The sequence below is a fragment of the Mycobacterium sp. pR1184 genome, assembly GCF_041287235.1.
Lineage (GTDB): Bacteria > Actinomycetota > Actinomycetes > Mycobacteriales > Mycobacteriaceae > Mycobacterium.
In genome coordinates, this window is sequence record NZ_JBGGKR010000001.1 from 69,729 (window position 1) to 86,279 (window position 16,551).

At 66.9% G+C, this 16,551-nt stretch carries 19 protein-coding genes; 12 read left to right on the top strand and 7 right to left on the bottom strand.

Translation table 11 applies throughout. The features are described 5' to 3' along the window. Positions 1 to 94 precede the first annotated feature (94 nt). Complete coding sequence (locus tag ACAG21_RS00320; RefSeq protein WP_370494074.1) at positions 95 to 1,216, top strand: glycoside hydrolase family 76 protein; 1,122 nt, start codon at positions 95 to 97, stop codon at positions 1,214 to 1,216. Positions 1,217 to 1,228: 12 nt separating this feature from the next. Beyond that, complete coding sequence (locus ACAG21_RS00325; protein WP_370494075.1) at positions 1,229 to 2,575, top strand: 3-oxoacid CoA-transferase; 1,347 nt, start codon at positions 1,229 to 1,231, stop codon at positions 2,573 to 2,575. Here ACAG21_RS00325 and ACAG21_RS00330 read toward each other — a convergent pair. Next, positions 2,510 to 3,226: a DedA family protein gene (locus ACAG21_RS00330; RefSeq protein WP_370494076.1), complete on the bottom strand. Its 717-nt coding sequence runs from the start codon at positions 3,224 to 3,226 to the stop codon at positions 2,510 to 2,512. The two genes, ACAG21_RS00325 and ACAG21_RS00330, sit on opposite strands and share 66 nt — an antisense overlap. Here ACAG21_RS00330 and fbaA point away from each other — a divergent pair. Then, complete coding sequence (gene fbaA / locus ACAG21_RS00335) at positions 3,188 to 4,348, top strand: class II fructose-bisphosphate aldolase (protein WP_370494524.1); 1,161 nt, start codon at positions 3,188 to 3,190, stop codon at positions 4,346 to 4,348. The two genes, ACAG21_RS00330 and fbaA, sit on opposite strands and share 39 nt — an antisense overlap. Before the next feature lie 20 nt (positions 4,349 to 4,368). On the opposite strand, the gene ACAG21_RS00340 is transcribed toward fbaA, so the two are convergent. After that, positions 4,369 to 5,202, bottom strand: coding sequence for a hypothetical protein (locus ACAG21_RS00340; protein ID WP_370494077.1), 834 nt, complete (start codon positions 5,200 to 5,202; stop codon positions 4,369 to 4,371). Positions 5,203 to 5,247: 45 nt separating this feature from the next. Here ACAG21_RS00340 and ACAG21_RS00345 point away from each other — a divergent pair, with 45 nt between their 5' ends. Further along, positions 5,248 to 5,661, top strand: a complete 414-nt coding sequence (locus tag ACAG21_RS00345; RefSeq protein ID WP_370494078.1) for a DUF3151 domain-containing protein — start codon at positions 5,248 to 5,250, stop codon at positions 5,659 to 5,661. Here the strand turns inward: ACAG21_RS00345 and ACAG21_RS00350 are convergent. The 3 genes from ACAG21_RS00350 to ACAG21_RS00360 are packed head-to-tail and all read right to left on the bottom strand — an operon-like array spanning position 5,658 to position 8,031. Further along, positions 5,658 to 6,551, bottom strand: a complete 894-nt coding sequence (locus tag ACAG21_RS00350) for a cation diffusion facilitator family transporter (protein WP_370494079.1) — start codon at positions 6,549 to 6,551, stop codon at positions 5,658 to 5,660. The genes ACAG21_RS00345 and ACAG21_RS00350 overlap by 4 nt on opposite strands. 40 nt (positions 6,552 to 6,591) lie before the next feature. Further along, positions 6,592 to 7,368 carry a site-2 protease family protein gene (locus ACAG21_RS00355; RefSeq protein WP_370494080.1) on the bottom strand — a complete coding sequence of 259 codons (777 nt, stop codon included), beginning with the start codon at positions 7,366 to 7,368 and terminating at the stop codon, positions 6,592 to 6,594. A 9-nt stretch (positions 7,369 to 7,377) separates the two neighbouring features. Further along, on the bottom strand, positions 7,378 to 8,031 hold the full coding sequence (locus tag ACAG21_RS00360) for a peptidase M50 (RefSeq protein WP_370494081.1): 654 nt from the start codon (positions 8,029 to 8,031) through the stop codon (positions 7,378 to 7,380). 138 nt (positions 8,032 to 8,169) lie between these two features. On the opposite strand from ACAG21_RS00360, the gene ACAG21_RS00365 reads away from it, so the two are divergent. Genes ACAG21_RS00365 through ACAG21_RS00385 form a run of 5 tightly spaced genes read left to right on the top strand, consistent with a single transcriptional unit; the run spans position 8,170 to position 12,923 of the window. Continuing rightward, positions 8,170 to 9,468 (top strand): adenylosuccinate synthase, encoded by a 1,299-nt coding sequence (locus tag ACAG21_RS00365; protein WP_370494082.1) that lies wholly within the window; start codon positions 8,170 to 8,172, stop codon positions 9,466 to 9,468. Next, on the top strand, positions 9,465 to 10,106 hold the full coding sequence (locus ACAG21_RS00370; RefSeq protein ID WP_370494083.1) for a PaaI family thioesterase: 642 nt from the start codon (positions 9,465 to 9,467) through the stop codon (positions 10,104 to 10,106). The genes ACAG21_RS00365 and ACAG21_RS00370 overlap by 4 nt, the downstream gene beginning before the upstream one ends. A gap of 21 nt (positions 10,107 to 10,127) precedes the next feature. Further along, positions 10,128 to 11,231: an ATP-grasp domain-containing protein gene (locus ACAG21_RS00375; RefSeq protein WP_370494084.1), complete on the top strand. Its 1,104-nt coding sequence runs from the start codon at positions 10,128 to 10,130 to the stop codon at positions 11,229 to 11,231. A gap of 14 nt (positions 11,232 to 11,245) precedes the next feature. Continuing rightward, a complete protein-coding gene (locus ACAG21_RS00380) occupies positions 11,246 to 11,653 on the top strand; it encodes a rhodanese-like domain-containing protein (RefSeq protein WP_370494085.1) in 408 nt (135 codons plus the stop codon). Between the two features lie 52 nt (positions 11,654 to 11,705). Beyond that, the gene (locus tag ACAG21_RS00385) at positions 11,706 to 12,923 is read left to right on the top strand and encodes an O-succinylhomoserine sulfhydrylase (protein WP_370494086.1); all 1,218 of its coding nucleotides are present in this window, start codon (positions 11,706 to 11,708) and stop codon (positions 12,921 to 12,923) included. Here the strand turns inward: ACAG21_RS00385 and ACAG21_RS00390 are convergent. Further along, positions 12,920 to 14,293 carry an NAD(P)/FAD-dependent oxidoreductase gene (locus ACAG21_RS00390; protein WP_370494087.1) on the bottom strand — a complete coding sequence of 458 codons (1,374 nt, stop codon included), beginning with the start codon at positions 14,291 to 14,293 and terminating at the stop codon, positions 12,920 to 12,922. The two genes, ACAG21_RS00385 and ACAG21_RS00390, sit on opposite strands and share 4 nt — an antisense overlap. A 134-nt stretch (positions 14,294 to 14,427) precedes the next feature. Beyond that, on the bottom strand, positions 14,428 to 14,820 hold the full coding sequence (locus ACAG21_RS00395) for a hypothetical protein (protein ID WP_370494088.1): 393 nt from the start codon (positions 14,818 to 14,820) through the stop codon (positions 14,428 to 14,430). 199 nt (positions 14,821 to 15,019) lie between these two features. On the opposite strand from ACAG21_RS00395, the gene ACAG21_RS00400 reads away from it, so the two are divergent. The 3 genes from ACAG21_RS00400 (at position 15,020) to ACAG21_RS00410 (ending at position 16,542) form a co-directional block, all read left to right on the top strand. Next, entirely contained in the window at positions 15,020 to 15,310 is a 291-nt protein-coding gene (locus tag ACAG21_RS00400) for a hypothetical protein (protein WP_370494089.1), read from the top strand. 153 nt (positions 15,311 to 15,463) lie between these two features. After that, a complete protein-coding gene (locus ACAG21_RS00405) occupies positions 15,464 to 16,066 on the top strand; it encodes a TetR/AcrR family transcriptional regulator (protein WP_370494090.1) in 603 nt (200 codons plus the stop codon). A gap of 74 nt (positions 16,067 to 16,140) precedes the next feature. Beyond that, the gene (locus tag ACAG21_RS00410) at positions 16,141 to 16,542 is read left to right on the top strand and encodes a DUF4189 domain-containing protein (protein ID WP_370494091.1); all 402 of its coding nucleotides are present in this window, start codon (positions 16,141 to 16,143) and stop codon (positions 16,540 to 16,542) included. Positions 16,543 to 16,551 lie beyond the last annotated feature (9 nt).

Consider the following 16,551-nt stretch of genomic DNA (forward strand, 5'->3'; position numbering starts at 1 on the left):
CACCACCGAGGGCGCGCGCTCAAAGCCCTGGATGCACACTCAAGGCGCTAGACGGCCACGCCGGCCCTGCCGCCATGAGGCAGGATCGGTAGGCATGGACCAGTTATGGGCCAACCGGGCTGCCAGCTCCGAAGCCGCTGTTACGCAGCGCCACCTGAAACGGTTGTGGGGGTTACCGGGAACGCAGCTGGGAGTGGTGGCGTGGCCCGCGACGCGGCAGGCTCGGCTGTTCGGCACCTGGCATTACTGGTGGCAGGCGCATCTGCTGGACTGCCTGGTCGACGCGGAGCTGCGTGACCCACAGCCGCACCGGCGCACCGAGATCAACCGGCAGGTTCGCTCGCACCGGCTGCGCAACAACTTTCGCTGGACCAACAACTATTACGACGACATGGCGTGGCTGGCGATCGCGCTGGAACGCGCCGCCCGGATCGCCGGCGTCGAGCGCGGCCGCGCGCTGCCGAAACTCGCCGACCAGTTCATGAAGGCGTGGGTGCCCGAGGACGGCGGCGGAATCCCGTGGCGCAAGCAGGATCAGTTCTTCAATGCCCCCGGCAACGGGCCGGCGGGAATCTTTCTGGCCCGGTACGGGGATCACTTGAAACGCGCCGCGCAGATGGGCGACTGGATCGACCGAACGCTGATCGATCCCGAAACCCATCTGGTGTTCGACGGCATCAAGGCCGGGTCACTGGTGCGCGCGCAGTACACCTACTGCCAGGGCGTGGTGCTCGGCCTGGAGACCGAGCTGGCGAACCGCACCGGCGCCGAAGCCCGGGCCCGACATGCCCAGCGGGTGCATCGCCTGGTCGCTGCCGTCAACGAGCACATGGCGCCGTCGGGCGTGCTGAAAGGCTCCGGCGGCGGGGACGGCGGGCTGTTCGCCGGCATTACCGCCCGCTATCTGGCGCTGGTCGCCACCGCACTGCCGGGTGACTCCGCCGACGACGCAGTGGCCCGCGACACCGCGCGGACCATCGTGCTGTCGAGCGCGAAATCGGCCTGGGATTACCGACAAACGGTGGACGGCCTGCCGCTGTTCGGGGCGTTCTGGGACCGCGACGCGACGTTGCCGACGACCGCCGGCGCGCAGGCGCAGTTCGTCGAGGGTGCGGTGAACGCCTCCGAGACTCCCGAGCGTGACCTTTCGGTGCAGCTGTCGGGGTGGATGCTGATGGAGGCCGCATGTAACGTCACGGCCGAATCGTCGCATTAGAAGGAGCGATCCGTGAGTAAAGTCCACCCCGATGCCGACGCGGCGCTGAGGGACCTGCTGAAGGACGGAATCACCATTGCCGCAGGCGGATTCGGCCTGTGCGGTATTCCGGAGAACCTGATCCTGGCGCTGGTGGACAGCGGCGTCAAAGACCTGACGATCGTCGGAAACAACGCCGGCGTCGACGATTTCGGCATGGGTCTGCTGCTCAAGGGGCGTCAGGTCAAGAAAGTTATTGCCTCCTACGTAGGAGAAAACAAGGAATTCGAGCGCCAGGTGCTGGCCGGTGAGCTGGACCTGTCGCTCACCCCGCAGGGCACCCTGGCCGAGAAGTTACGGGCCGGCGGCGCGGGGATCCCGGGTTTCTACACCCGTACCGCGTTCGGTACCCAACTCGCCGAAGGCAAGGACATGCGCGTCTTCGACGGCACCGAATACGTGCTGGAGGAAGGCATCCAGGCCGACGTCGCGATCGTCAAGGCGTGGAAGGGCGACACCGCCGGCAACCTGATCTATCGGAAGACGGCGCGCAACTTCAACCCGATGATCGCCACCTGCGGCAAGGTGACGGTTGCCGAGGTCGAGGAACTGGTCGAGGTCGGCGAGCTGGATCCCGATCAGATCCACACCCCCGGCATCTACGTCGACCGCATCATCGCGGGCCCCGGCTACGAGAAGCGGATCGAATTCCGCACCACCAGCGGTGCCGCCGCGGCCAAGCACGAGAGCCCCATCCGCGAGATCATGGCCAAGCGCGCCGCGAAGGAACTGCGCGACGGCTACTACGTGAACCTCGGCATCGGCATCCCGACGCTGGTCGCCAACTACATCCCCGACGGCATCAACGTAACGCTGCAGTCCGAGAACGGCCTGCTGGGTATCGGGGCGTATCCGGCCGACGACGAGGTGGATCCCGACCTGATCAACGCCGGGAAACAGACCATCACCACGATCAGCGGCTCCAGCTTCTTCAGCAGCGCCGACTCGTTCGCGATGATCCGTGGCGGGCACATCGACCTGTCCATCCTCGGCGGCCTGGAGGTGGCCGAGAACGGCGACCTGGCCAACTGGATGGTGCCCGGCAAGATGGTCAAGGGCCCGGGCGGCGCGATGGATCTGGTGTCCGGGGTCAAGCGGGTGATCGTCGTGATGGATCACACCGCCAAGGACGGCAGCCCGAAAATCCTCAAGCAATGCACGCTGCCGCTGACGGGCAAGGGCGTGGTCGACATGATCATCACCGACCTGTGCGTCTTCGATGTCGACCCGGAACGCGGGCTCACGCTGACCGAGCTACACCCCGGGGTGACGGTCGACGACGTCCGTGCCAAGACCGGTTGCGATTTCGCCGTCGCCTGAACTCTCTTTGGCGGCACGCCGTCGCGCCAGGTAGCCGCGGGTGGCGGCGATGAATGCCGGCAGCATCGAGACGAACAGGATGACCAGGATGATCTTTTCCAAGTTGTGGTGCACGAACGGCACGTTGCCCAGGAAGTAGCCGGCTACCGTCACGCCGCCGCCCCACAGCACCCCGCCGACGATGTCGAACGCCAGGTACACCGGATAGCGCATGTAGGACACCCCGGCGACGACCGGCGTAAACGTCCGGATGAACGGCATGAAGCGGGCCAGGATGATGGCCGCGGGCCCGTACTTCTCGAAGAAGGCGTGCGAGTCGGTCACGTAATGCTGCTTGAAAAAGCGGGAATCTTCCTTCTTGAACAGCGCCGGGCCGATCCGGCGGCCGATGAAGTATCCGGTCTGGTCGCCCAGCACCGCCACCACGGCGACCGCCGGCGCCAGCACCCAGATGTTCAGCGTTCCGTGTGCGGCCAGCAGACCGCCGGTGAACAGCAGCGATTCGCCCGGGAGCAGCGGAAACAGCAATCCGGTCTCGACGAAGACGATGACCAGGATGGTCGGCAGCACCGCGGAGGCGAACAGGCCCTGGGGCCCGATCCAGAACATCGGATCGATGATGTCGGGCAGGGCCACGACGGCGGTGCTCATGGTGCCTCAACATACCGGCCCCGAGGTGGGTGCCCGCCGTCAACGTCGGGTTGCGATACTGAGGCAACTGAAGTCTTCAGGAGGAATTTCATGCCCATCGCAACCCCCGAGGTCTACGCCGAGATGCTGGGACGCGCCAAGGAGAACGCGTACGCCTTCCCGGCCATCAACTGCACCTCGTCGGAGACCGTCAACGCCGCCATCAAGGGCTTCGCCGACGCCGGCAGCGACGGCATCATCCAGTTCTCCACGGGCGGTGCGGAGTTCGCATCCGGCCTCGGCGTCAAGGACATGGTCACCGGTGCGGTCGCGCTGGCCAAGTTCACCCACCACATCGCGACCAAGTACCCGATCAACGTCGCGCTGCACACCGACCACTGCCCGAAGGACAAGCTGGACACCTACGTGCGCCCGCTGCTGGACATCTCCGCCAAGCGGGTGGCGGCCGGCAAGAATCCGCTGTTCCAGTCGCACATGTGGGACGGTTCGGCGGTGCCGATCGACGAGAACCTGGAGATCGCGCAGGAACTGCTCAAGGCCGCGGTGGCTGCCAAGATCGTCCTGGAGATCGAGATCGGCGTGGTCGGCGGCGAGGAGGACGGCGTCGAGGCCGAAATCAACGAGAAGCTGTACACCACGCCCGAGGACTTCGAGAAGACCGTCGAGGCGCTGGGCCACGGCGAGCACGGCAAGTACCTGCTGGCCGCGACGTTCGGCAACGTGCACGGCGTCTACAAGCCCGGCAACGTCAAGCTGCGCCCCGACATCCTGGATCAGGGCCAAAAGGTCGCGTCGGCCAAGCTCGGTCTGCCCGACGGGTCCAAGCCGTTCGACTTCGTCTTCCACGGCGGTTCGGGCTCGCTGAAGTCGGAGATCGAGGAGGCGCTGCGCTACGGCGTGGTGAAGATGAACGTCGACACCGACACCCAGTACGCGTTCACCCGCCCGCTGGCCGGCCACATGTTCACCAATTACGACGGTGTGCTCAAGGTCGACGGCGAGGTCGGCAACAAGAAGGTCTACGACCCGCGCAGCTACCTCAAGAAGGCCGAAGCGTCGATGACCGAGCGCGTGATCGAGGCCTGCAACGACCTGCACTGCGCCGGAAAGTCAGTCAGCTAGCCGCTCGGCGCAAGAGATGACTAGCCGCTGGGGGACTGGCAGATCTTCCACTGATCGTCGCGGTACTGCAGGTCAAGGCTGCGCGTCGAGCGGACCTGCGGGTCGTAGGCCATGAAGGTGGTGACATTGGCCTCGGCGTGCTGGCCGTTGACGACGATCTGGTCGATGCTGGCGATCACGGGATACTGTTTGGCCGCCGAAACCCGTTGGTAGGTCTCGTTCCACGAGCGCTCGTCGTAGTCGACGTAGCCGTCACGGGTGGTGCCGCAGGTGATGCTGCGCAGCTGGGTCAGGTCGCCGCGCTGTACCGCGGTGTCGAAGGCGTGGATCGATTGGCGCACCATGTCTTCCTGCGAGACGTGCGAGTGCTTGCCGCGGGTCAACAGCACGGTGCCCAGGATGGCGATCGCCGCCAGTGCCAACACGATCACCGTGATCGCCAGCACCCAACCCCAGTTGAATCCCCTGCCCACCGTCCGCGGCTTGGTGCCGTCGCGGCCCGGAATAGATTGTGGCACAGCAGGTTTCGGAGGCATCGGGGGTTGTCCAGGCAGTGGCGGCTGTCCCGGCGGGCCGGCCGGGGTCGAGAACACTTCCGTCGCGGGTTCCGGCGCGGTGTGGATGATCGCCGTTTCCTTCGCGTCGAAGCCCGGCGCGGTGAATCGACGTTCGCTTTGTTGGTCGTCGGGTTTGGCCGCGGGGTCGTTGCCGGGATCGGGCTTGTCGATCACCACGGTCTCGGTCTCGGGGTCGGGAGGAACCAGTGGATGGGCCTCGGTCGCGTCGTCGGCCTGCTCCGCCGTCGGGTCCTCGCCCGGCGGGGTGCCGCGGCCGGGCTCCGGTGGGTTAGGCATGAGTGGGAGCTTAGTCATCCGCGGCGGGACGGCAGAATAGAACGCATGACACCAATGGGTGATCTCCTGGGACCTGATCCGATCCTGCTGCCCGGCGACAGCGAAGCCGAAGCCGAACTGCTCGCCGACGAGCATCCGGGCATCGTCGCGGCGGCGCACCCGTCGGCGTCGGTGGCCTGGGCGGCGCTGGCCGAGGAGGCGTTGGCCGAAGACCGGGCCATCACCGCCTACGCGTACGCCCGCACCGGCTACCACCGCGGCCTGGATCAATTGCGCCGCAACGGCTGGAAGGGCTTCGGGCCGGTGCCCTACTCGCACGAGCCCAACCGCGGCTTCCTGCGCTGTGTGGCCGCGTTGGCCAAGGCCGCCGACGCGATCGGCGAGACCGACGAGCTGAACCGTTGCCTGGACCTGCTCGACGACTGCGACCCGGCGGCCCGCAAAGAGCTGGGCCTCTAGCAGTTCTCCGAGCAGTCGCTGTCGCGGCTCTCGACCTGCACGGTGGCGTGCTCGAGCCCGCGCTCGTGCAGCACCTCACGCGCGTCGCTGAGCACGGTGGTGGAGTCGCTGGAGCTGATCAGGTGCACGGTGCACATGTCCTTGCCCGGTGACAGTGTCCAGACGTGCAGATCGTGCACCTCGGTCACGCCGTCGACGGCACCCAGGGCTGATCGCAGCTCCTCGACGTCGATGTGGGCCGGCGACGCCTCGGACAGGATCCGCAGCGCGGCGCGCGCCAGCGAGAACGCGCGGGGCAGCACCCAGAGGGCCACCAGCACGGCGACCACGACGTCGGCGTATGGCCAGTGCGTCGTGACGGTCACGACACCGGCGATCAGCACGCCCAGGCTGCCGACGGTGTCGGCGATCACCTCCATGTAGGCGCCCTTGACGGCCAGGCTGCCCTCGGAGTGCGACCGCAGCAGCATCGCGACCACGAAGTTGGCGATCAGCCCGGCCAGCGCCACGACGATCATCGGTATGCCGGGGACGTCTGCTCCGGTACCGAGCCGTTCGATCGCCTCGTAGAGGATGAACGTCGCCACGCCGACCAGCAACACCGCGTTGGCCACCGCGGTGAAGACCTCGGCGCGGTGCCAGCCGTAAGTGCGATTCGGCGACGTGCTGCCGCGCTTGGCCAGGATCACCGCCCCCAGCCCCATGAACACCGCGACGACGTCGGTCAGCATGTGCCCGGCATCTGCCAGCAGCGCAAGGGAATTGATCAGCAGCGAGGTGGTCAGCTCGATTACGAAGAACGTCGCCAAAATCCCGGCGGCCATGATCATGCGGGGGATCATCCGAGACGCGTCGGCCTCGGCGGGGGTGTGACTGTGTCCTGCGCCCATGGCGAACAATATATGCGTGGCAACGCATATATTGCAAGACCTAGAACCAGCGGCTCCAGAAGCGGGTCAGCGAGTTCCCGGCGCTGGCCAGCAGGTGCGGCACCCCGGAGAAGTCGAAGAACCAGTCCACGACCGCGAACAGCCACTGGTTGATCGCGGGCGCCAGCAGCAGGAACAGCAGAATGAACACGCCGTACTGCTTGGCCGGCGCGACGGCGCGCTGCGTCTCCGGGCTCAGGTGTGGTTCCAGGGCGTCATAGCCGTCCAGCCCGGGGATGGGCAGCAGGTTCAGCACCACCGCCATGATCTGCAGCAGGCCCAGAAACGCCACGCCCGCCCACAGCACCCAGTGCTCCGGGTCGAAGAACAGCCGGGTCAGCGCCAGCAGCAGCACCGCCAGCACCAGATTGGCGGCCGGGCCGGCCAGGCTGACCAGGGTGCGGCGCGCCGGCGACATGAACCAGGTGCGCACGTACACCGCGGCGCCGGGCAGGCCGATCCCACCGAGCGCGATGAACACCATCGGCAACAGCAGCGACAGCCCGGGATGGGCATAGCGCCGCGGGTCCAGCGTCAGGTAACCGCGGACCTCCTCGTCGTGGTCGCCGAACCGCCACGCGGTCGCCGCATGGCCGAATTCGTGTAGGCACAACGAAACCAGCCAGCCGGCGACCACGAAGATGAACACCCCGGCGTAGGACATCGGCTTCACGGTCGTCCCGGACAGCCAGGCCAGCACACCGCCGACGGCCGTCAATGCGACCAGTGCCAAGAAGATTGGGCTCGGCCGCACCGATGCGTGCCCACGTGAGTCCACCGGTCGAAACTACCGGACCAGCAACCAGCCTTCGACGTGACGGTAGAACGTCGATCGCCGGGCCGGGCGGGGCGCGGCGACACCGTCGCGCACCACCAGCACGCCGGTGCTGCCCAACTGGACGGCGCGCCCGGCCACCCAGCGGCGCCAGCGTCGGTGCACCGCAGCCCGCAGCCCCGGCACCGCGAGCGTCGGCTCGATGTGTGCGCCGGTGATGTCGCCGTCGAACAGCTGGATGTCGTCGACGACGGCTTCGCCGTGGATGTGCTGTTGGTCGCCGGGGGGCTGCCAGCCTGCCCGGCCGACGATCACCGCGCCGGTTTCGTCGCGCACCAGGGTGACCCGCCCGGCTGTGCCGCGCCGGGCCCGACGGGCCGCCCGCCGGCCCACCGGCAAGCGGTAGATGCGCGTTGCCCGGGTGCGCCGATGTGGCACGTAGGCCACTTCGACGTCGAGTCGCTCGGCGCGCAGCAGCCGGCCCAGCACGGCGGCCAGCTCGGCGTCGGCGCCGAGCACGACCAGCCGTCGGTACGGCCCGATCGCGGCGTCGAGGTCGGCCGTGGTCTCGACCCGGTGGACGGGCAGGCCGTGCAGTGGGCCAGGCAGTCGCCGGTCGCCGAAGCACAACACGGCTATGTTGGCCGTGTCCGCGGCGATATTCATGGGCTCCTCGTGACCTGCTGGGCTCGAGCAAATTTGCGCCGGCTCCTCAGCGGGCCGCAAGACGCCCGCATCGTCACCGGACTAAGGTAGGTCCCCGGCTGACCACAATAAGCAGGCGAGACCAGGCGGGAGCATGTCATGCCGGCAATCGTCCTCATCGGCGCCCAATGGGGCGACGAGGGCAAAGGTAAGGCCACTGACCTGCTCGGCGGGCGCGTGCAGTGGGTGGTGCGTTACCAGGGTGGCAACAACGCCGGGCACACCGTCGTCTTGCCCACCGGGGAAAACTTTGCGCTACATCTGATCCCGTCGGGCGTGCTGACGCCCGGCGTCACCAACGTCATCGGCAATGGCGTGGTGATCGATCCCGGCGTGCTGCTCGATGAGCTCAAGGGCCTGGAGGAACGCGGTGTCGACACCACGAAACTGCTGATCTCCGCCGACGCGCATTTGCTGTTGCCCTACCACGTGGCCATCGACAAGGTCACCGAGCGCTACATGGGCAACAAGAAGATCGGCACCACCGGCCGCGGCATCGGACCGTGCTATCAGGACAAGATCGCCCGTCAGGGCATCCGGGTCGCCGACGTGCTCGATCCCGAGCAGCTGAGCCAAAAGGTCGAGGGCGCCCTGGAACTTAAGAACCAGATCCTGGTCAAGATCTACAACCGCAAGGCGCTGGATCCGCGGCAGGTGGTCGATGCCCTGTTGAAACAGGCCGAGGGTTTCCAGCACCGCATCCGCGACACCCGACTGCTGCTCAACACCGCGCTGGAGGCCGGCGAGACCGTCCTGCTGGAGGGCTCGCAGGGCACGCTGCTCGACGTCGACCACGGCACGTATCCCTATGTGACGTCCTCGAATCCGACCGCGGGTGGCGCGGCCGTCGGGTCCGGGATCGGCCCGACCCGGATCACCACGGTGCTGGGAATTCTCAAGGCTTACACGACACGGGTGGGCTCGGGCCCGTTCCCGACCGAATTGTTCGACGAGCACGGCGAATACCTGTCCAAGACCGGCGGTGAATTCGGGGTCACCACCGGGCGCCGCCGGCGCACCGGCTGGTTCGACGCCGTCATCGCCCGCTACGCGACCCGGGTCAACGGCATCACCGACTACTTCCTGACCAAGCTCGACGTGCTGTCCAGCCTGGAAACCGTGCCGGTGTGCGTCGGCTACCGCGTCGACGGCGTGCAGACCGACGAAATGCCGATGACGCAAAGCGATTTGCACCGCGCCGAGCCGATCTACGAAGAGCTGCCCGGCTGGTGGGAAGACATCTCGGCGGCCCGCGAATTCGACGACCTGCCCGCCAAGGCGCGCGACTACGTGTTGCGTCTGGAAGAGCTTGCCGGAGCACATGTTTCGTGCATCGGCGTCGGGCCGGGGCGGGATCAGACCATCGTGCGCCGCGACATCCTGGCGGCGCGCCAGTGAGCGATCCCGATCCAAAAGAACTCGATCCCGAATACGAACACCACGGCGGCTTTCCCGAATACGGCCCGGCCACCCCGGGCCCGGGATTCGGCCGGTTCGTGGCGGCCATGCGCCGGCTGCAGGACCTCGCCGTCTCCGCCGACCCGGCCGACGACATCTGGGACGACGCGGCCGATCGGGTGGTTGCGCTGACGGAGTTGCTGGGCCCGTTTCAGGCCCAGGTGGAAGGTCAGGCGCCGGCGGGCCGCACGCCCGAACTACCCGGCATGGGCAGCCTGCTGCTGCCGCCGTGGACGTTGACCCGCTACTCGCCCGACGGCGTCGAAATGACGGGCCATTTCACCCGTTTCCACGTCGGCGGCAACCACGCGGTGCACGGTGGTGTGCTGCCGCTGTTGTTTGATCACATGTTCGGGATGATCTCCCACGCCGCGGGACGCCCGATCAGCCGCACGGCCTTCCTGCACGTCGACTACCGCAAGGTCACGCCGACCGACGTGCCGTTGCTGGTGCGCGGGCGAGTCACCAGCACCGAGGGCCGCAAGGCGTTCGTCTCCGCCGAATTGGTCGACGGCGACGAGACGCTGCTGGCCGAGGGCAACGGCCTGATGGTGCGGTTATTGCCCGGTCAGCCCTGACGGCGCCCGTAGCATGCACTTGTGACCGAAGGACGACGCGAAACCGCAGGCGTACCCCGGGTGTTGTTGCTGGGTTCCGGCGAACTCAGCCGAGAGCTGGCGAATGCGCTGCGACGCCTGGGCGCGGAAGTTCACGAGCACTCGGACATGGACACCGTGTCGGGGGTGATCGACCGGCTACAACCCGACATCGTGGCGACGGCCGCCGGCCCGGTCTCCGTCCCGGCGCTCGAGGCGCTCGCGGCCCGTTCCGACAATGACGGCATCGAATTGGTGCCTAACATGCGCACCGTCCGGTTGACCAACGACCGGGAGGGCCTGCGCAGGCTGGCCGCCGACCAGCTGGGTCTGCCCACCGCGCCGTTCTGGTTCGCCGGCTCGCTCGACGACCTCAAGGCGGTGGCCGCCCACGGTGGCTATCCGTTGCTGGTCGAGCCGCTGGGCGCGACGGCCGGGCGCTCGATGGTGTCCGGTCCCGACGACGTCGAGCCCGCGTGGCGGCGGGCGACGGGTCACGCCGAGCAGCCGCGGGTGCTGGCCGAAACGGTGGTGGAGGTCGAGTTTTACGTCACGCTGCTCGCAATCCGCGGCGAGGGTCGCAACGGGCCGGTGATCGAGTTCTGTTCGCCGATCGGGCACCGGCGCGCCGAACCCGACGTGCTGGAATCCTGGCAGCCCCAGAATCTGAGCCCGGCGGCCCTCGATGCCGCCAAATCGATCGCCGCGCGCATCGTCAAGGCGCTCGGCGGCCGCGGCGTGTTCGGCGTCGAATTGATGATCAACGGCGACGAGGTGTACTTCTGCGACGTGAGCGCCGTTCTGCCGCAAAGCGTCTGGGTGACGCTGCGAAGCCAGCGGATTTCGGCATTCGAACTGCAGGCCCGGGTGATTCTCGGCCTGCCGGTGGATGTCCTGATGATTTCACCGGCCGCCGCGCGCACGAGTCACCCGGCGCCCACCGTCGAGGCACTGACCGCGGCGCTGGCCGTGCCGGAAAGCGACCTTCGCATCTTCGATACGGGGCCGGGCCCGCGGCGTGGGGTGGCGCTGGCCACCGCGCCGGATGTGGCCTCCGCCCGCGACCGGGCCCGCGACGTGGCCACCGCAGCGTCCAAGGGCGGTTAACTAGACTCACGAGAATGAGCTACGCAGGAGATATCACGCCGCTTGAGGCATGGAAGCTGCTCAGCGACAACCCGCAGGCGGTCTTGGTCGACGTGCGCACCGATGCCGAATGGCGGTTCGTCGGGGTGCCGGACTTGTCGAGCCTGGGCCGCGACGCGGTCTTCATCGAGTGGAACACCGCGACCGGGCACAACGACAACTTCCTGGCCGAACTGAAGGACAGGCTTCCCGCGCAGGCGGGACCGGTCGTCTTCCTGTGTCGCTCCGGCAACCGCTCCATCGGTGCCGCCGAGACCGCGACCGAGGCGGGCATCGAGCCGTCCTACAACATCCTGGACGGTTTCGAGGGCAACCTCGATGCTCAGGGCCATCGAGGTGAAACCGGTTGGCGGGCAGTCGGACTGCCCTGGAAGCAACAATGACCCGCGTCGACGACGATGATGCCGGCGTAGCCGGCATTGAGGAGCGGCGCCAATGACCGACGTTCCGTCGGTTCGCATTCCGAAGGCACTGCCCGACGGCGTCGGCCAAGCCACCATCGGCGTGCGCGGGGGGCTGTTACGGTCCGAGTTCGACGAGACCGCCGAGGGGATGTTTCTGACCTCGGGTTATGTCTACCCGTCGGCGGCGGCTGCCGAGCAGGCTTTCTCCGGCGAGCTCGACCGCTTTGTGTATTCGCGCTACGGAAACCCGACCGTGTCGATGTTCGAGGAACGGCTGCGGCTGATCGAGGGCGCGCCGGCGGCGTTCGCGACGGCCAGCGGCATGGCCGCGGTGTTCACCTCGCTGGGCGCGCTGCTGGGCGCCGGCGATCGATTGGTGGCCGCGCGCAGCCTGTTCGGATCGTGTTTCGTGGTGTGCAACGAGATCCTGCCGCGCTGGGGTGTGGAGACCGTCTTCGTCGACGGCGACGACCTCGCCCAGTGGGAACAGGCGCTGTCGGTGCCCACCCAGGCGGTGTTCTTCGAGACGCCGTCGAACCCGATGCAGTCGCTGGTGGATATCGCCGCGGTGACCGAGCTGGCACATGCTGCGGGTGCAAAAGTGGTGCTGGACAACGTCTTTGCCACTCCGCTGCTGCAGCAAGGCTTTCCGCTCGGGGTTGACGTGGTGGTGTACTCCGGCACCAAGCACATCGACGGCCAGGGCCGAGTGCTCGGTGGCGCCATCCTCGGCGATCAGGAATACATCGACGGCCCGGTGCAGAAGCTGATGCGGCACACCGGCCCGGCCATGAGTGCATTCAACGCCTGGGTGTTGCTGAAAGGCCTTGAGACACTGTCGGTTCGGGTGGACTACAGCAATGCCTCAGCACAGCGGATCGCGGAGTTTCTGCAAGAGCATCCTGCGGTAAGTTGGGTGCGCTACCCGTTCCTGACATCGCACCCGCAGTACGACCTGGCCAAGCGTCAGATGTCCGGTGGCGGAACGGTGCTCACCTTCGAGCTCAACGCCCCCGGCGGCGCCAAGGAGCGGGCCTTCGAGGTACTGGACAAGCTGCGGCTGATCGACATCTCGAACAACCTCGGTGACGCCAAATCGCTTGTCACACACCCGGCGACGACCACGCATCGGGCGATGGGGCCGGAAGGGCGTGCCGCGATCGGTCTGGGCGACGGCGTCGTCCGCATCTCGGTCGGCTTGGAGAACACCGACGACCTGATCGCCGATATCGACCAAGCCCTGAGTTAGCCGGCTCGCTGCTCGGCGGTCTGGCGTTCGGCTTCGGTCGTCGCTTGTTGGCTTTGTGCTTCCATCCAGTTCGTCACGACTCGGGCGTACATCATCTGGTTGGTGATGGCCATCTGGCTGCGCCCGTCGCCCAAGAAGGTGATGAACCAGGCGATCACGGTGGTGAACCGGTTCTTGAAGCCGACGAGGTAGAGCAGGTGCAGGCCCAGCCAGGCCAGCCAGGCGATGAAGCCGCCGAACTCGAGCTTGCCGACCTGCGCGACGGCACTGAATCGCGAGATGGTGGCCATGCTGCCCTTGTCGAAGTAGTCGAAGGGCTTGCGGTTTGCCGGATCATCGGTGCCCTTGACCATGTGCTTGATCAATGTCGCCGCGTAATGCGCGCCCTGTATCGCGCCCTGGGCCATCCCGGGCACGTTAGGCACCGACATCAGGTCTCCGACCACGAAGACGTTCGGGTGGCCCTTGACGGTCAGGTCGGGCTCGACGACCACCCGTCCGGCCCGGTCGACCTCGGTGCCGTCGGACTGCTCGGCGATCATCTTGCCCAGCGAGCTGGCCTGCACGCCCGCCGCCCACACCTTGCACGCGCATTCGATGCGGCGCTTGGTGCCGTCCTTCTCCTTGATCGTGAGGCCCATGTAGTCCACGTCATCGACCATCGCGTTGAGCTGGACTTCGACCCCCATCTTCTCCAGCCGCTGTTGTGCTTTGAGGCCTAACTTCTCGCCCATCGGCGGCAATACCGCGGGCGCGGCGTCGAGCAGGATCACCCGGCAATCGCGGGGCTCGATGGTGCGAAACGCTTGCTTGAGGGTGCGGTGGGCGAGTTCCTTGATCTGGCCCGCCACTTCGACACCGGTGGGTCCCGCGCCGACGACGACGAAGGTCAGCCGGCGTTGCCGCTCGACGGGATCGTCGGTGAACTCGGCGGCCTCGAACGCACCGAGGATCCGGCCGCGCAGTTCGAGGGCGTCGTCGATGGTCTTCATGCCGGGGGCGTACGTCGCGAACTGGTCGTTGCCGAAGTAGGACTGCTGGGCACCGGCCGCCACGATCAGGCTGTCGAACGGTGTCACCGTCTCCATACCCATCAGTTTCGACGTCACGGTGCCGGCCGCCAGGCTGATGTCGAAGACCTCGCCCAGCAGCACCTGCACGTTCTTCTGCCGCTGCAGGATCAGCCGGGTCGCAGGCGCGATCTCACCTTCGGACAAGATGCCGGTGGCCACCTGATACAGCAGCGGCTGGAACAGGTGAGTGGTCGTCTTGGAGATCAGGGTGACGTCGACGTCGGCGCGCTTGAGCGCCTTGGCCGCGTTCAGCCCCCCGAACCCGCTTCCGATGACGACGACGCGATGGCGCGACATGATTCTCCTTCAGGTCCTGTGATCCGTCTGGCTCCTACAGTCTCCGCAGCGCATCTCCACCGTACGACTTCAGCGGGATGAACGTTGGGTGTGGTCGCAGCGTTGCCGGTGACAGTGCCGTCGAGCCGCCGCCTCTAAAGACCGGTTCGGACCTCGATCTGTTGCCTGACAGTGCCGTCGGCCAGGGCTGCGGTGCCCGAACGGGTGGCGTTCCAATGCGAGCTGCGATCACCGCGCTGTGTCACCCGGACCAGTTCGGCGTGCTCCAGCACCTGCATCGCCTCGCCTACCACCGCATACAGCTGCTCCGCCGGCCGTGACATTTTGTTGGCGCCGCGGTGCCGGCGCAGGAGCCAGCTGACCAGGTGCAACGTGTGAACGTCCTTGCCGTGCCGGGGGCCGTCCGGGCCGAACGCCGACATGAGCTCGGCGGCCAAGTCCGCCGGCGCCAGCACCATCAGCGACTCGAAGTCACTTTGTGCGGCATCGGCTGGCGCGTTGTGGTCTCTTTTCCCGAACAGTGACAACGCAGACTCCTCCTGGATGTCGGACTATGAGTGGGTTCCTCTCGTGGACCCCGCACGGCAAGTACACCCGGGCCCATCGGCTACCAATCCCAAGGATCAGCGTCCGGCGCGGCGCGTGAAATCCGCGTCATCGCCAATGACGAACAGCCGCCGATCAACCGAGTAGTGTCCGTCCCAGCGGCCTGTTCAGGAGAGATCAATGAAGCAATTTGTCTTGGGCGGAACGGTTGTCGCGCTGTCAGTCGGCGCGCTGATCGCCACGGCGCCCCCGGCCGGCGCCGGCTGCCAGTTGGGCGGCGTCGTGCTCAGCAAGTGCGACGGACCCGTCCAGCCCGACGGCACCTGGCAACGCTGCGTCGTGTTTCCCCCGGCTGGCGGGCGTGACGGCTCTCCGGTTTACGTCACCAATACGAATTGCCAGACGTTGGGTCCCGACCAACATCCGTCGGGCGTCGCTTTTAACGAGCCACCGACGCACATCGACGACTAGGAACCTCGGCGGTCGGCTGCGTAGGGGCTCGGCCGGCAGCGGGCGCCGAGGTGGGGAGCCCGTCTACCGCGCTTCGACGGCCGTTGCAGCTAATCTCACGCCACGTTGAAATAAGTCTCAACGCACGAAGAAATTCACGTTAGAATGAAACTTATGCCGAAGAAATCGATAACTCCGGGGCCCCGAGATGAACGGGGGGTGCTCGCGGCGCGCATCACCGCGGCCGCCCGCGACGAGTTCGCCCAACACGGCTGGGCGGGCACCACGATCCGGGCGGTCGCACGGGGGGCCGACGTCGACCCCGCGCTGGTCTACCACTACTTCGGCTCTAAGGAAGGTCTGCTGGACGCGGCGACGAACCCGCCGCAAAAGTTCCTGGAGAACGTCGCCAAGGTCTGGACCACACCCGTCGATCGGCTGGGCGCCGCACTGATCACCTTCTTGCTGAGCGCCTGGGCCGACGACGAAGTAGCGCCCACCTTGCGGGCCATCTTGCAGACCGCCGCGCACGAACCGGCCACCCACGAGAAACTGCGGCGGATCGTCGAGAGCAGCCTGATGGGCGTATCGAACCTCGGTGTCGACGAACGCGACCGGATGATCCGCAGCGGGCTTGTCTCGTCGCAGATGATGGGGTTCGCGCTGATGCGCTATGTCTGGAAGATCGAGCCGATCGCATCGATGACCGAGGGCGAGGCGATCGCGGCGATCGCCCCCAATCTGCAGCACTACGTCAGCGGTGACCTGACGGCGTGACCAACCGGCCCGTTCTCACGGGCCTCAGAGCTGACTCATAAGCCCCGCCCACCTGCGGCTGCCATCGTCTGACCATGAAGCACGTTGCGCCGTATGCGATTATCGGCGTCTTCGCGGCGGCCGGATCGGTACTGACCGCGCCGACGGCCAAGGCTGACATCTCGCTGTATTGCCGGCCGGGATGCTGGGGCGCAATCGCGGCGTCTCAGTCGACCGGCGAAGAATCAATCCGCACCGGCTACACGACGCAGCAAAAGGCCGAGGACGCGGCCGTCATGTGGTGCGACGTGATCGGGAAAACCAACGACTGCCAGGTGGTCATCTCGGGGTTGGGCTGCCTGTCGATCGCGGAGAGCCCCGACGGAAAAACGCTGGCAGGCCGCCAGGCCTTCACTCAGGACGCCGCCGATGCCGCGGCGCGCGACGGCGCGGGGCCGGGTTCGATCATCGACCTCGACGGCTGCAGTGGCTGGTGAGTACCGGGC